This is a genomic window from Flavobacterium sp. 1355, from assembly GCF_017833415.1.
In the GTDB taxonomy this organism is placed as follows: Bacteria; Bacteroidota; Bacteroidia; order Flavobacteriales; family Flavobacteriaceae; genus Flavobacterium.
The window spans coordinates 84,877-99,707 of sequence record NZ_JAFICC010000008.1; the positions used below are offsets into that span (position 1 = coordinate 84,877).

9 protein-coding genes are annotated in these 14,831 nt (G+C 34.8%); 5 read left to right on the plus strand and 4 right to left on the minus strand.

Going from position 1 to position 14,831, the window contains the following annotated elements; all coding sequences use genetic code 11:
- Positions 1-17 precede the first annotated feature (17 nt).
- A complete protein-coding gene (locus tag JOD96_RS11690) occupies positions 18-434 on the plus strand; it encodes a lipocalin family protein (protein WP_209564448.1) in 417 nt (138 codons plus the stop codon).
- Between the two features lie 93 nt (positions 435-527).
- Here the strand turns inward: JOD96_RS11690 and JOD96_RS11695 are convergent, their stop codons facing one another.
- Both JOD96_RS11695 and JOD96_RS11700 read right to left on the minus strand, forming a co-directional pair.
- Positions 528-3,359, minus strand: a complete 2,832-nt coding sequence (locus JOD96_RS11695) for a PAS domain S-box protein (RefSeq protein WP_209564449.1) — start codon at positions 3,357-3,359, stop codon at positions 528-530.
- Positions 3,360-3,371: 12 nt separating this feature from the next.
- Positions 3,372-3,818 carry a response regulator gene (locus tag JOD96_RS11700; RefSeq protein WP_209564450.1) on the minus strand — a complete coding sequence of 149 codons (447 nt, stop codon included), beginning with the start codon at positions 3,816-3,818 and terminating at the stop codon, positions 3,372-3,374.
- Between the two features lie 312 nt (positions 3,819-4,130).
- Here JOD96_RS11700 and JOD96_RS11705 point away from each other — a divergent pair, with 312 nt between their 5' ends.
- Both JOD96_RS11705 and nagB read left to right on the plus strand, forming a co-directional pair.
- Positions 4,131-6,218: an alpha-L-fucosidase gene (locus JOD96_RS11705; protein ID WP_410744288.1), complete on the plus strand. Its 2,088-nt coding sequence runs from the start codon at positions 4,131-4,133 to the stop codon at positions 6,216-6,218.
- Between the two features lie 149 nt (positions 6,219-6,367).
- The gene (gene nagB / locus JOD96_RS11710) at positions 6,368-8,281 is read left to right on the plus strand and encodes a glucosamine-6-phosphate deaminase (protein WP_209564452.1); all 1,914 of its coding nucleotides are present in this window, start codon (positions 6,368-6,370) and stop codon (positions 8,279-8,281) included.
- Positions 8,282-8,540: 259 nt separating this feature from the next.
- Here nagB and JOD96_RS11715 read toward each other — a convergent pair whose 3' ends face one another.
- Complete coding sequence (locus JOD96_RS11715) at positions 8,541-9,254, minus strand: LytR/AlgR family response regulator transcription factor (protein ID WP_209564453.1); 714 nt, start codon at positions 9,252-9,254, stop codon at positions 8,541-8,543.
- Positions 9,255-9,321: 67 nt separating this feature from the next.
- The gene (locus tag JOD96_RS11720; protein ID WP_209564454.1) at positions 9,322-10,380 is read right to left on the minus strand and encodes a sensor histidine kinase; all 1,059 of its coding nucleotides are present in this window, start codon (positions 10,378-10,380) and stop codon (positions 9,322-9,324) included.
- A gap of 121 nt (positions 10,381-10,501) precedes the next feature.
- Between JOD96_RS11720 and JOD96_RS11725 the strand changes: the two genes are divergently transcribed.
- On the plus strand, positions 10,502-12,739 hold the full coding sequence (locus tag JOD96_RS11725) for a GH92 family glycosyl hydrolase (RefSeq protein WP_209564455.1): 2,238 nt from the start codon (positions 10,502-10,504) through the stop codon (positions 12,737-12,739).
- Positions 12,740-12,775: 36 nt separating this feature from the next.
- Positions 12,776-14,653, plus strand: a complete 1,878-nt coding sequence (locus JOD96_RS11730) for a sodium:solute symporter family protein (RefSeq protein WP_209564456.1) — start codon at positions 12,776-12,778, stop codon at positions 14,651-14,653.
- Positions 14,654-14,831 lie beyond the last annotated feature (178 nt).

The following is a 14,831-nucleotide window of genomic DNA, read 5'->3' on the forward strand; positions in this document are numbered from 1 at the left end:
ATACAAAAATTCAAATCATGAAAAATAGAAACTTTTTATACGTATTAGCACTAAGCTTGGGAATGTTTGCTACATCTTGCAGCAGCGATGACAATGAAGGAGAAACAATAGTTCCTATTCAAGGAAAATACAATCTAAGCCAACAAGGTACTATTGTAGATGGTAAAGAAGTGTTAGTGAATGCTCCTGAAAATCAAGAAGGATGCAGCAGAGATTATTTAGACTTAAGAGTAAGTAATGCAGCAGTTATAGGTGATTATGATGGTTCTAACTGTGCTTTGGTAGAGACTACAGGTACTTATGTTAGATCTCATAACGATTTAACTATTACTGTTGGTGCTGTAAGTACAACTTCAGATATCATGAACCTTACTAACAAGGAATTAAAATTAAAAGACAAAGCTACAGGTATCATTACAGTTTATACCAGATAGTAAAACGCTTTGAGCTCAAACAAACCCTGATTTTTGATTGGGAATTAAATGGAAACGACTTGTGAAGTTGTCTCCGTTTTTTTTTGTTTTATATTAATCTGCAGGAATATAAATATCAAAAGTAGCGCCTTTATCGACTTCGCCTTTGGCAGAAATAAAACCGTTATGATTTTCTACAATTTTTTTTACGATAGCAAGACCAATTCCGGTTCCGTTGTAAAGTTCTCTTCCGTGTAAACGCTGAAAAACATCAAATATCTTTTTGTTGTATTGTTGGTCAAAACCAATACCGTTGTCTGAAATACTTATATGGCAATAGTTTTTTTCCGGAGAAAGCAAATCATTTTTAAAAAGTTTTCCTTTTCCTATTTTACTGGTAATCCTTATATGTGGTGGAAAATCCTGTTTAGCAAATTTAATCGAGTTGCTGGCCAGATTATATATTAATTGCCTGAACTGAAAAGGAATAATGTTTACTTCCTGTGGTTCATTATTTTCTATTACACCATTTTTTTGTTCCAGTTCTTCTTTTAAATCTTCCCTGACTGCATTGATAATTTCAGAAAGATCTGTTTTTTCGAATATTCGTTCCTGAACATTTGTTCTTGAATAAGAAAGTAAATCGTTGATTAAAGTCTGCATTCGCTGTGCAGCATTTTGAATTCGCTGAAATTTATCTTTTCCGCTATCCGATAAGTTGTTCAGTTCCCTGTCTACAATCTGAGAGGCAAAAGTTTGGATTTTTCTAAGTGGTTCCTGCAGGTCATGACTTGAAATATAGGTAAATGACTGAAGTTCTTTATTAATCTGCTCCAGTTCTATATTTTTCTGTTCCAGCTCCAGGGCATTTAATTTTAGCTTATCATCGGCTCTTTTTTTCTCAGTAAGATCATGTGTAACTTTTGAGAATCCTATGACATCATTTTGTTTGTTATGAACGGCTGTAATAACAACGTTGGCCCAAAAATGACTTTTGTCTTTGCGTACGCGCCAGCCTTCCTGTACAGCTTTGCCTTTTTCTCTGGCCAGCTGCAAAAGTTTTTGAGGCAAGTTGATTTTGCGGTCTTCTTCGGTATAAAAAGAAGCAAAATGTCTTCCGATTATTTCTTCAGCTTTGTAACCTTTTATTTTCTCGGCCCCAACATTCCAATTTTCAACAATACCCTCATGATTCAAATATAAAATGGCATAATCCTGAACTTCTTCTACCATCAAATGATAGCGTTCCTCACTTTTGCGAAGCGTTTCATTAATCTGGATAAGTTCTTTGGTTCTGGCACTTACCTGTTCTTCCAGTTCATGAGTGAAAGATTTTTCATTTTGAATATCGGTAAAAGCGCCAACCCATTTAATAATTTTATTGTTTTTATCCAAAACCCCCTCAGCAACTCCCGTATGCCAACGATAGCCGCCATTTTTGTTTTTAATGCGAAGGTCACATCGGTACGCTTCTCCTGTTTTAAGACTATTTGCCCATATTCTGACATTTTCGTCGTAATCATTTGGGTGAATTAGCGATTTCCATTCTTCATCCGATTTTGGATGTGTTCCTGTATATTCCAGCCATTTACCTGATGCAAATAAAGAATTTCCCTTTTCGTCTGTTTCCCATATCAATTGAGGAAGACTTTCGGTAAGAGAACGAAATCTTTTCTCGCTTTTTTCAATTTCCTGCTGGTAATTTTTTTCTTCTGTAATGTCTCTTATTGTTCCTAATAATTTTTCGGGCTCGTTTTTACTATCATAAAAAACACTTCCTTTGGCTTCTGCCCAATGTATAGATTTATCATCCCATATTAATCTGGTTTGGTAATGAAGATATCCAGATTCAAGAGCATCGTGATAAGCTTTGTGCCTGATAACCATATCATCCGGATGAATATATGTAAGTAACCGTTCGTGTGTTAATTTATCAATATCCTTATTTCCGGTAACAATTTCGAGATATCTTTTAGAATATAAAACTTCGGATGTTTTTGGATACAGTTCCCATGTACCAAGTTCGCTGGCTTCAACAATTATATTAAGTCTTTCTTCATTAAGCTCTGTTTTTTTTCTGGCTTCAACCTTTTCTGTAACTTCTGTAACAATTACCATTATGCCAGAAATGTTGCCGTCTTCTTCTCTTAAAGGATGGTAAAGAAAATCAAAATAATAAATCTTTTCCTCTTTCCCATATCGGTTAATCGGAACGGGAACCTCATTTCCATGATACGGAATACCTGTCGTAAAAACATTGTATAATAATGAATCTACAGTTTCCCGTACTTCAGGCAAAGAATCAAAAAGAGGCCTTCCGACAAAAGTTTCTTCTTCTCTGCCAACAAGTTTGAGATAGACTTCATTGGCCATTTCAACTGTATAATCAGAACCACGTAAAATTGTGATTCCAACAGGAGCCTGTTTCACAGTATTGTGAAAACGTTTATCACTTTCTTCTGTTTTTTTCTTTTCTGTAGTTTCAATTACCGTGACAAGGATGCCACCTACATCTCCGTTTTCTTTTTTAATCGGACAGTACGAAAAATCAAAATAACATTCTTCTATAAATCCATTTCTGTCTAGTGGAACCATAAAATCGGGAAAACTAACCGATTCACCTTTCATTACCTCATGAAACATAGGTCCAATAATATCCCAAATTTCAGAAAAAGTTATTTCAGAACTTATTCCCAGTGCGTCAGGATGTTTTGTTGCACCAAGAATAGGGCGAAATCCGTCATTGTACAATTGAATATAATTTTCTCCCCAGGCAATATACATACCAAAAGGATTATTGACCATGACCGATACCATGGTCTGAAGACTATTGGGCCAGGTTTCAGGATTTCCCAATGCTGTTTTGCTCCAGTCTTTGGCCCGCATCATTTTGCCCATTTCTCCGCCATTAGCCAGAAAATAATGTTCATTATTTGTACTGCTCATTCAGATATGTTATTAAGGTTGGAGTATAAAATCCTTTTTTGCAGGTTGTTTAAAATTATTTTCTCTAGTCATTGCAAGTGCATTTCCGATTACTTTTTTTAATTGAGTGAAATCACCTGGTTTCCTGATATAATGCATTGCACCTTTTTCGTACATTGAATCAACAATATTGACATCAAGTGAGGTCGAAAAAATGATTACAGGAAGTTTTTGCAATTTTTCAATCTCTTTTATTTCTGTAAGGCATTCAGTGCCATTTTTTCTCGGCATATTCAAATCCAGAAAAAGAACATCCGGAAGATTATCTAAATTGCCCAATAAAAAATCCATAAGTTGTACACCATCATTAACCGTTACAATAGAGACAGGCAAATGCAATTCTTCCAATGCTTCTTTAAAAAAAGCACAATCATCCTCGTCATCATCTGCAAGTAAAAGATTATAATTCTCTGTATTCATTCTTATAAATATAACGTAATTTAATTGTTTTTAACTTTTCCCAAGCTAAAATAAAACTAATTTTTTACGCTTTTATCAAAATTTATCATTTTAAACTCGATATATTTAGGAATTATCTTTCATTTTTCTATTAAATAAGATTTTTTAACACAATAGAAAACTAATCAAAAAAACAGATGATAAATTAATACTATAAATTAGCCCAATACTCTCTCAAAATTGTTATTGGTCGAAATAGTATCAGATCAAATGTTCATTTACTTTAAATTTATGGTCTAATTCGCTTGTAAATACTATATTCACATGACCCCGATAAAAACCGCTTTTCTGTTACTTTGTTTTTTACTTGTAATTCAGCCAGCTGTATCTCAGGTAAAATCTCCGGAACCTTTTGGACCTTTGCCTACTCAGAAACAAGTGGACTGGCACGAAATGGAGTTTTATGCGTTTGTGCATTTTTCATTAAATACTTTTACGAATAAAGAATGGGGCTATGGTGATGAGTCACCACAATTATTTAATCCGACAAAATTAGATGTTCGCCAATGGGCCCGTATAGTAAAACAAGCCGGGATGAAAGGAATTATATTAGTAGCCAAACATCATGACGGATTTTGCCTGTGGCCATCTGCTTATACAGAAAGGTCTGTAAAAAATTCTCCATGGGAAAACGGGAAAGGCGATTTGGTCAAAGAATTAGCAGCAGCTTGTAAAGAATACGATTTAAAATTGGGATTATATCTTTCTCCATGGGACAGAAATCATGCGCAATATGGTAAACCTGAATATGTTACTTATTTTAGAAATCAGCTAAAAGAATTATTGACGAATTACGGAGATGTTTTTGAAATGTGGTTTGACGGGGCTAACGGTGGCGATGGTTATTATGGCGGTGCAAATGAAACCAGAAAAATAAATTCACTTGAATACTACAACTGGGATGAAACCTATAAATTGATATATGAAACGGCTCCCAAAACACTTGTCTGGGGTGTTGGCCCATCAGAAGCGAGATGGATTGGGAATGAAGAAGGCCGCGCCGGAAAAACGAACTGGAGCCTTTTGCGCCAGAAAGATGAACTGGCAGGAAAAGTAAATTATACAGAATTTGTTTCCGGACATGAAGACGGGGAAAAATGGGTTCCGGGAGAAGCAGACGTTTCGATAAGACCGGGATGGTTTTATCATGCTGTAGAAGATGATAAGGTTCGCCCGTTGGATGAAATGGTCGATATTTATTATGAATCAATAGGAAGAAATGCCAATTTATTGCTTAACCTTCCTGTTGACAGAAGAGGATTGGTAAATGAAAATGACGAAGCAAGATTAAAAGAATTAGTCGCAACTATAAAATCTGATTTTAAAACGGAATTATTAGCAAAAAGTAAAACAAGTACTGATAATGTGAGGGGCAATAGTGCCGAATTTGCAGCAAACAATGTGACAGATGGTAATAAAAACACCTATTGGGCAACAGATGATAAGGTAAAAACGGCTTCTGTTGAATTTAATTTTGATAAGCCAACTTTTATTAATCGTGTTCTGCTTCAGGAATATATAAAGCTGGGACAGCGTGTGAAAGCTTTTTCTGTTGAAGCCAAAGTTGACGGCCAGTGGAAAACCGTGTCCAGTGAAACTACGATTGGTTATAAAAGAATTCTAAGATTTGACAGAGTTTTGGCTTCTGCACTTAAAATAAATATTACAGATTCAAAAGCAAGTATTGTTATTTCGAATATTGCAGCTTATAATGCGCCAACTTTTGTTAAGGCTCCTAACATTCAGCGTGACAAAAACGGTACTGTAACAATCAAAGCCGAAGATGATGCTATAATCTATTATACAATTGATGGTAAAATCCCGACCATAAAAAGTACTTTATATAAAGGAGCTTTTAAGTACAATAAAGCCGTAAAAATAAAAGCCGTTGCTATTAATAAAGAAGAAAAAATCAGCAGTGCAATAAGTACAGCCCAATATGGAATTTCTAAAGAAAAATGGAAAGTGCTTTCTGCGTCAAGCGGAGATATGAATACCATAAATCGTATTATCGACGGGAATCCAAATACAGATTGGGGTTTTGGAAATGATTCAAACAAACTTCCGCAGGAAATTACAATTGATATGGGTGCGGTTCTTAAAATAAAAGGTTTTACTTATTTTCCGCAGCAAGTGGGCAATAATCTTAACCTGATATCACACTATGAATTCTATACCAGTACAGATAATATAAAGTGGACAAAGCAGTCTGAAGGGGAGTTTTCAAACATTAAAAACAATCCTATAGAACAGGTAAAAATGTTTGGAGAAACAAAAGCCCGATATCTTCGTTTTGTTGCCCTGTCGAGTGTAACAAAAGCACAAACGGTTTCAATAGCAGAAATAAATGTTATCGAATAGCAGTCTTGTCTGGTATTAACTGTGCCTGAATTTTTTTAAAGTTTCTAATTATGTCTTTTACCGACGGTTTTGTGTTATTAGTCGAATTTTTAATTTTTTAGAATATTAAAAATTTAATTTTAACATATAAATAAATGAATTAGAGATAAATGATTAAAGAAGGTATAAATTTTAAAGAAGCTGGAAAGTTTGAGGAAACTCGTTTTGAAAAAATTCATAACGTAATTTTCGATTCATCTCAGGAAGCCTCCATATTAGTTGCTCAGGAGATTGCAAACATAATTCAGAGAAAAGAAGAGCTAAATGAGCCATGTGTTTTAGGACTGGCAACCGGTTCTTCGCCGATTAAAGTTTATGAAGAATTAGTCAGATTGCATAAAGAAGAAGGTTTGAATTTTTCAAACGTAGTAACCTTCAATTTAGATGAATATTATCCGATGGACAGAAATAATATTCAGAGTTATTACCACTTTATGCATGAGCACCTTTTTAATCATGTAAATATACTTCCGGGAAATATTAATATTCCGGACGGAAATGTAAGTAATGAAGATCTGCAGCAATATTGCATTGATTATGAAATGAAAATTAAAGCCTATGGCGGATTGGATTTTCAGCTTTTAGGAATTGGAAGAACCGGACATATCGGTTTTAATGAACCCGGATCTCACGTAAATTCAGGAACAAGAAGCATTACGCTCGATCACTTAACCCGTATGGATGCTGCATCTTCTTTTTTAGGGATTGATAATGTACCAAGAAAAGCCATTACAATGGGAATTGGTACAGTCAAAAATGCCAAAAGGATTGTACTTCTGGGGTGGGGAATCAGCAAAGCACGCATTATAAAGAAAACAATAGAAGGAGAAATTTCTTCACGCGTACCGGCAACGTATTTACAAGAGCATAACAACACAACATTTGTTCTGGATACCGAAGCTTCGTCTGAATTGACAAGGGTAAAAACTCCGTGGTTGGTAAAATCGGTTATCTGGACAGAAGAGTTAAAACTCAAAGCCGTTGCCTGGTTAAGCGAATTGACAAAAAAGCCTTTCCTGAAACTAACAGACAAAGATTACAACGACAATGGCATGTCGAGTCTGCTGACAGAAGAAGGCACTGCATATGATTTAAACATTAAGATGTTTAACAAAATGCAGCAAACCATTACCGGCTGGCCGGGAGGAAAGCCAAATGCAGATGATACGTACAGACCGGAGCGCGCAACTCCGGAGAAAAAAAGAATTATCATTTTTAGTCCACATCCTGACGACGATGTTATTTCGATGGGAGGAACTTTTGACAGATTGGTAGAACAGGGTCATGAGGTACACATTGCGTATCAGACGTCAGGAAATATTGCTGTTTCTAACGAAGAAGCCTTAAAGTTTGCTGAAATATCAAAAGCTTTAAATTCAGATTCAACAGAGGCAGAAAATATCATCAGCTTTTTGAAAAGCAAAAAAAGCAACGATATAGATTTACTTGAGGTTAGAAAATTAAAAGGGTTAATCAGAAGAAGTGAGTCTCTGGCGGCAACAAGATATTTAGGTTTGCCAGATTCTAATGTGAACTTTCTTGACTTACCTTTTTATGAAACAGGTACAGTAAAGAAAAATAATCTTGGCGAAGCTGATATAGAAATTATGTGTGCTATTATTGAGAGAATAAAACCACACCAAATATATGCAGCCGGAGATTTGGCAGATCCGCACGGAACGCACAAAGTTTGTCTGGATAGTTTGTTTGAAGCTTTAAAAAGATTAAAACATAAAAGTTTTATGGATGATTGCTGGGTTTGGTTATACCGCGGGGCCTGGCACGAATGGGAATCTTACCAAATAGAAATGGCGGTTCCGATGAGTCCGGATCAGGTTCTAAAAAAGCGTCATGCTATTTTTTATCACCAGTCTCAAAAAGACGGCGTTATGTTTCAGGGAGATGACAGCAGAGAATTCTGGGTGAGAGTCGAAGACCGAAACAGACTGACAGCAGAAAAATACCATGCTTTGGGATTGGCAGATTATTCGGCTATCGAAGCATTTAAACGATATTATTTCTAATTAATGAAATAGAAAAGTAATAAATTATTTTTTAAATGGTTTATTTTGGTTAGTTACCTGTATGGAAATGCAACCCTTGTGGTTGCATTTTTTTTGTTTTAATAAAAAAATCATAATGAAATTTATAAAACATTGCCAACGGTTTCAACCGTTGGGAGCGCAATGATTGCATAATCCGTAATCCCAGGGTTGAAACCTTGGGCTATGTTGTGATAAATGAAAGCTGGGAAATTCGAACGAAATTTAAAACAGGATAATTTTAGACAGAAGAATTTAAAATCCTTTGTTTGACATGATCGATATAAGATCTTCCAATAACATATCTAAGGCCTTCAATCTCAATACTATTTCCTTCTACGGCATCAATTTTATCAATTGCAATGGTATAGGAACGGTGTATTCTTAAAAAATTTCTTTCGGGTAATAAATCTGTAAAATCAGATAAGGTGCTGTGTATTATATATTTTCCGGTTAAAGTGTTTATTTTTAAATAATCTTTTAAACTTTCGATTACCAGGATTTCATTAAAAAAGATTTTTTTCATTCTCTTTTTATCAATCTTCACAAATATAAAAGGGCTTTCCGGATTGTTTTCCTGAGGAAGATGAGTACTGCTGTTAAGTCTTTTGCTAATTTTATTTAGCGTTTTCATTAATCTCGGAAACTCAATAGGTTTTACCAGATAATCCAAAACATCCAGTTCATAAGTCTCAATTGCAAATTGACTGTAAGCACTTGTAATAACAAGCAAAGGCGGATTATCCAGACTTTTGATAAAATTTATTCCGTCGAGTACGGGCATATTAATGTCCAGGAAAATCACATCGACCTTGTTGTTCTTCAAAAAATTCAGACCTTCTATAGGGTTACTAAAAGTGTCCACAACTTCAAAATTTTCAACAGCTTCTAAATAATTTTTAATAACATTGATTGCTAATGGCTCATCATCTATAATCAAACAATTTATTCTCATTTTTATATTATTTTTTTCTTGGTAAAAGAATCGGGGGGTATAGTATAAAAAAAAGCTTTTTAAATAATTAAGACACCTTAATTATAAGCTTCACGACAAAAATATTGTTTTTATTTTTAAATGATAGCTTATAGTCATCTTTATTATAACCTAATTCGAGTCTTTTTTTGACATTTTCAATTCCTATACCACTTGACTTGTTAAAATTATCTGTATGTGCGGTAATTTCTGGTGTTGGGTTTGAAATTGTAAAATACAGAAAGTCTTCCTTAACTTTAAAACTGATATCAATTTTTACTTTCCCCGTATTTTTATTCACCCCATGTTTAAATGCGTTTTCAATAAAAGTTAATAATATAATAGGACTTATTTCCTTATCATGAATATCTCCTGAAACAGACATATTCACTTCCAGTCGGTCATCATTTCTAATTCTTTCTAAATCCAGATAATTCTGAATACAAAGTATTTCATTTTCAAGAGATTGCTTCTGGGTTCTTGTGTCATAAAGCATGTATCGCATTAACTCCGAAAGTTTCAGGACAATTTTGGGTGTTTTGTTTGATTTTTCGACAGACAAAGAATAAATATTATTCAGGGTGTTGAAGAAAAAATGTGGTGATATTTGGGATTTTAGGAAAAGTAATTCGGTTTCTAGCTGTGATTTTTCAAGATCAGTAACTCTTTTTTGCTCCTTAAGAAAATCAAAAGTAATTTTAATAGCTGTTACAAATGTCATAACATACAATTCACCCATCATCATATCAATAGTATAATTGAGCGAAAGCTTATCAATAGTTTCTGGACCTTCCGGCCAGACATTGTGAGTTATTAATATATAGGTAAGATTAAATTTTAAAACCACCATGATAAATATTGCAGATAAAACAGCAATGACATACAACAAGTATTTTTTCTTATAAATGAGATTGGGCATCAGGACAAAAATATTGAGATAGCACAAAGCCATGTGAATAGGAAAACCCAATAAGTTTGTTTTTAAGGAATAAACATAATCATTAAAATAGCTACCCCAGCGAAAGGTGTTAAAAACGAAATAAGTTAACCAAAATATAATATGATACTGCAATTGAATGCGGTAGAGCTTGCTTGTATTTAAGATCATAATAATTGTACTGTTTTTGACTTTTTTTGATGTTTATCTAAGTTTATATGTCATCCGTCTAAATTAATTTTAATAAAAGTGGGAATTATATAAATTTAAAGTTAAATTAAGATTGTGCTATATGAGGAACTTTACCTTACTTATTTTATTTGTAACCATCATTACAAGTTGTAAAATAAAGATAAAAAACGATAACAGCAAAAAAGATGTTTTTGTTAGTCACGTAAATCCTTTTATAGGAACTGGCGGGCATGGACATACTTACCCTGGAGCAACAGTTCCTTTTGGAATGATTCAGGTAAGTCCCGATAACGGAATTTCGAGCTGGGATTGGTGTTCCGGATACCATTATTCAGATTCAATTGTGGCAGGCTTTAGCCACTTACACTTAAGCGGAACAGGAATCGGTGATTTGGCAGATATTTTATTTATGCCTGTAAACAGAAAATTAGACTTAACCGCCAAAGCCGCATCACGCGATTTCCTTCCGTATAAATCAAAATATAATCATGTTAACGAAAAAACAACACCGGGCTCTTACCAGGTTTTTCTTGAAGATCCTAAAATCAATGTAGAATTAACTTCTTCACAAAGAACAGCATTTCATAAATACACATTTGCAAAAGACGATAAGCAATCTGTTGTAGTCGATTTAGGATTTGCAATTAATTGGGATAAAGCTTTAAAAACAGCCATAAAAATTGAAGACGAATATACCATAAGCGGTTACCGTTTTAGTACCGGCTGGGCAAAAAATCAGAAAGTGTTTTTTGTTGCCAGATTTTCAAAACCAATTACAGAAACGACTTTAATTGCTGATAAAAAAGTAGTTGAAGGTAAAGTGGCAGAAGGACAAAATACTTCATTGCAATTATTTTTTAATCCAAACAACACCAACGAGTTATTGGCAAAAGTGGCACTGTCTTCAGTAAGTGTCGAAAATGCAAAAGATAATTTGGATGGCGGGGATTTCAATTTTCAGGATGTAAAATCAAAAGCAGAAAACGCGTGGAATAGAGCTTTGAGCAAAATTACAGTAGAAACTCCTGTAGATTCTCTAAAAACAATTTTCTATACCGCTTTGTATCATGCACAAGTTGCACCAGTTACCTATAGCGACAAAAACGGACAGTTTAGAACAGAAGATGATAAAATTGTAACCGCAAAAAATTATACAGCCTATTCTACATTATCACTTTGGGATACGTTCAGGGCAGAAAATCCTTTGCTTACCATATTAGATCCAAACAGAGTTTCGGATATGGTTAATTCTATGTTGGCATATTACGAGACAAAAAAGATTTTGCCTGTTTGGACATTATATGCCAATGAAACCAATACAATGACCGGTTATCACTCTATTCCTGTTATTGCAGATGCTTATCTAAAAGGTATAAAAGGTTTTGATGCCGAAAAAGCTTTCGAAGCAATGAAAGCTACTATGATGCAGGACGAACGTGGTTTAAATTTCTACAAACAATACGGTTACATTCCGTACAACTTACTGGACGAATCCGTTACCATAACATTAGAATACGCATACGATGACTGGTGTGTGGCTCAGATGGCAAAAGCACTTGGAAAACAAGTCGATTATGAATTTTTCTACAATCGCTCAAAAGCATATCAGCATTTATTTGATTCGAAAACAGGATTTATGAGAGGAAAATCCAATGATGGCAAATCATGGAATGAACCTTTTGATCCTAAACATTCTAACCACAGAGAACATACGGATTATACCGAAGGAAATGCATGGCAGCACAGTTGGTTTGTACCTCAGAATGTAGAAGACTTTATCAGACTGCACGGAAGCAACGAAGTTTTCACCAGTCGTTTAGAGCAATTATTTACCGAAAGTTCTGAAATTACAGGAAATAATGTTTCGGCCGATATTTCCGGATTAATTGGCCAATATGCACACGGAAACGAACCTAGCCACCATATTGCTTACATGTTTAATCATGCTAAACAGCCATGGAGAACACAATATTGGGTACGCCATATTTTAGACACGCAATACAATACAACGCCAAACGGTTTGAGCGGAAACGAAGACTGCGGACAAATGTCGGCCTGGTATGTTTTCAGTTCAATGGGATTATATCCTATGAATCCGGCTTCGGGAGAATATGAAATCGGAAGTCCGATTTTCGAAAAAGCAACAATCAACCTTCAGGGTGGAAAAACTTTTGTAATTGAAGCAGAAAATGTTTCAACAAAGAATTTTTATATCCAGTCTGCAACATTAGACGGTATTGAATTCAATCAGACTTCAATTTCACATAAACAATTATTGCAGGGAGGAACTTTACATTTTGTAATGGGCTCAGAACCAAATAAAAAATGGGGATTATAATAAATCATACAAACTAACTAACTAATAAAAAAATTAATGGACATTATTGACGTATCAATTATCGTAGCTTATATCCTGCTCTCAGTAGGAATAGGAATTTGGATTTCACGAAAAGCATCAAAAGGATTAGATGATTATTTCCTTGGCGGAAAAACAATCAAATGGTATTTTCTTGGTCTTAGCAACGGATCGGGAATGTTTGATGTTTCGGGAACTTCCTGGATGATTGGCGTATTGTTTTTATATGGCGTAAAAAGTTTTATGTTTATGTGGCTTTGGCCAATATGGAATCAGATTTTTGTCATGATGTTCCTGGCCGTCTGGATCAGAAGGTCAAAAGTAATGACGGGTTCTGAGTGGATTTTAACCCGATTTGGCAGCGATAGAGCCGGAAAAGCGTCTCATATTATTGTAGCCATTTTTGCCATTATTTCTACAATTGGTTTTATCGCTTACTTTTTTGAAGGAATTGGAAAATTTGTTACTATTATTCTTCCGTGGGATTTGACACTTCAGTACGGAGATATGGTTTTACTTACTTCAGAACGTTCTTATGCATTACTGATTATATTTTTAACTACAATTTATACCGTAAAAGGCGGAATGTTTTCTGTAGTGGCAACCGAAGTTGTACAATACTTAATTATGATTATTGCCGGTGTTTTAATCGCGGGCTATGCTTTTATCAATTATACAGATATTCAGATCAATTCGGTTATTACAGATGAGTGGAAAAATGTTTTCTTCGGATGGCAGTTTGAAACCCAGTGGGGTGATAAGTTTCAGACATTCAATAAATTAATTGATTCTGAAGGATACAAAATGTTCGGTGCTTTTATCGGGATGACATTGTTCAAAGGATTCTTTGCCAGTGTTGCCGGGCCAACGCCAAGTTATGATTTACAAAGGGTTCTTTCTACAAAATCGGTAAAAGAAGCAGCTTACATGAGTGGTTTTACCAATCTGATTTTATTTATTCCGAGATACTTATTAATTACAGGAATCGTGGTGATTGCTTTGGTAAACTTAGCACCAGAATTAAATGCAAATGCAGCATTAACCGGAGCCGACTTAGAATTATTAATGCCAAAAGTGGTAAACTTATACATTCCGGTTGGGATAAAAGGAATTTTATTAGCAGGCTTGCTGGCGGCTTTCATGTCTGGATTCTCTGCTTTTGTAAATGCAGGACCGGCTTATATTGTAAATGATATTTATAAAAAATACTTCAAACCGGTTGCAACAAATGCACATTATATTAAGGTAAGTCAGATTTCCTCTTTCTTAGTAGTTGGTTTAGGAGTTTTCATGGGATTCTTTGCAGATTCGATTAACTCTTTGACCTTATGGATTACAAGCGCATTATACGGAGGTTATGTAGCAGCCAATTTCCTTAAATGGATCTGGTGGCGTTTTAACGGCTGGGGTTATTTCTGGGGAATGTTCGCCGGATTGATTGTTGCTTCGTTACAATTTATTTTAGGTCAAAGCAAAGGAAGCTTAACAGAGGGATCATTTCTTTATGAGCTGTCACAAGTCCAGGCAATTTATTTATTCCCGTTAATATTTGGTTTCTCGATTTTAGGCTGTCTTTTAGGAACTTTCCTAAGCAAGCCAACAGACATGGAGGTCTTAAGATCTTTCTATAAAAACGTAAGGCCGTGGGGCTGGTGGAACCCTGTTTATAAAACATTAAAAGCAGAAGACCAGACTTTCGAAAAAAATAACGATTTCTGGAAAGATATGATGAATTGCGCTATCGGAATTGTATGGCAGTCAAGTATGATTTTGCTTCCGATATTCTTCATTATCAGAGATTATCCAAAAGCGATTGTTGCTTTGATAGTGTTTTTAGTAACAACCACAATATTGAAGTTTACCTGGTTGGATAAAGTTAGAAGAATAGAGGATTAGATAAGTGCTTTGTCAAAGTTCAAACTTTGACAAAGTTTAAGACACTCGCTTTGTCATCCTGACGGAGGAAGGACCACACAAGGAACTCGACAAAGATTGGCAACAAAGATTGCGGAGTTTCTAGTGTGATCCTTCGTTCCTCAGGATGACAAAAAATAAAAAAATAAAAAAAAAGAAC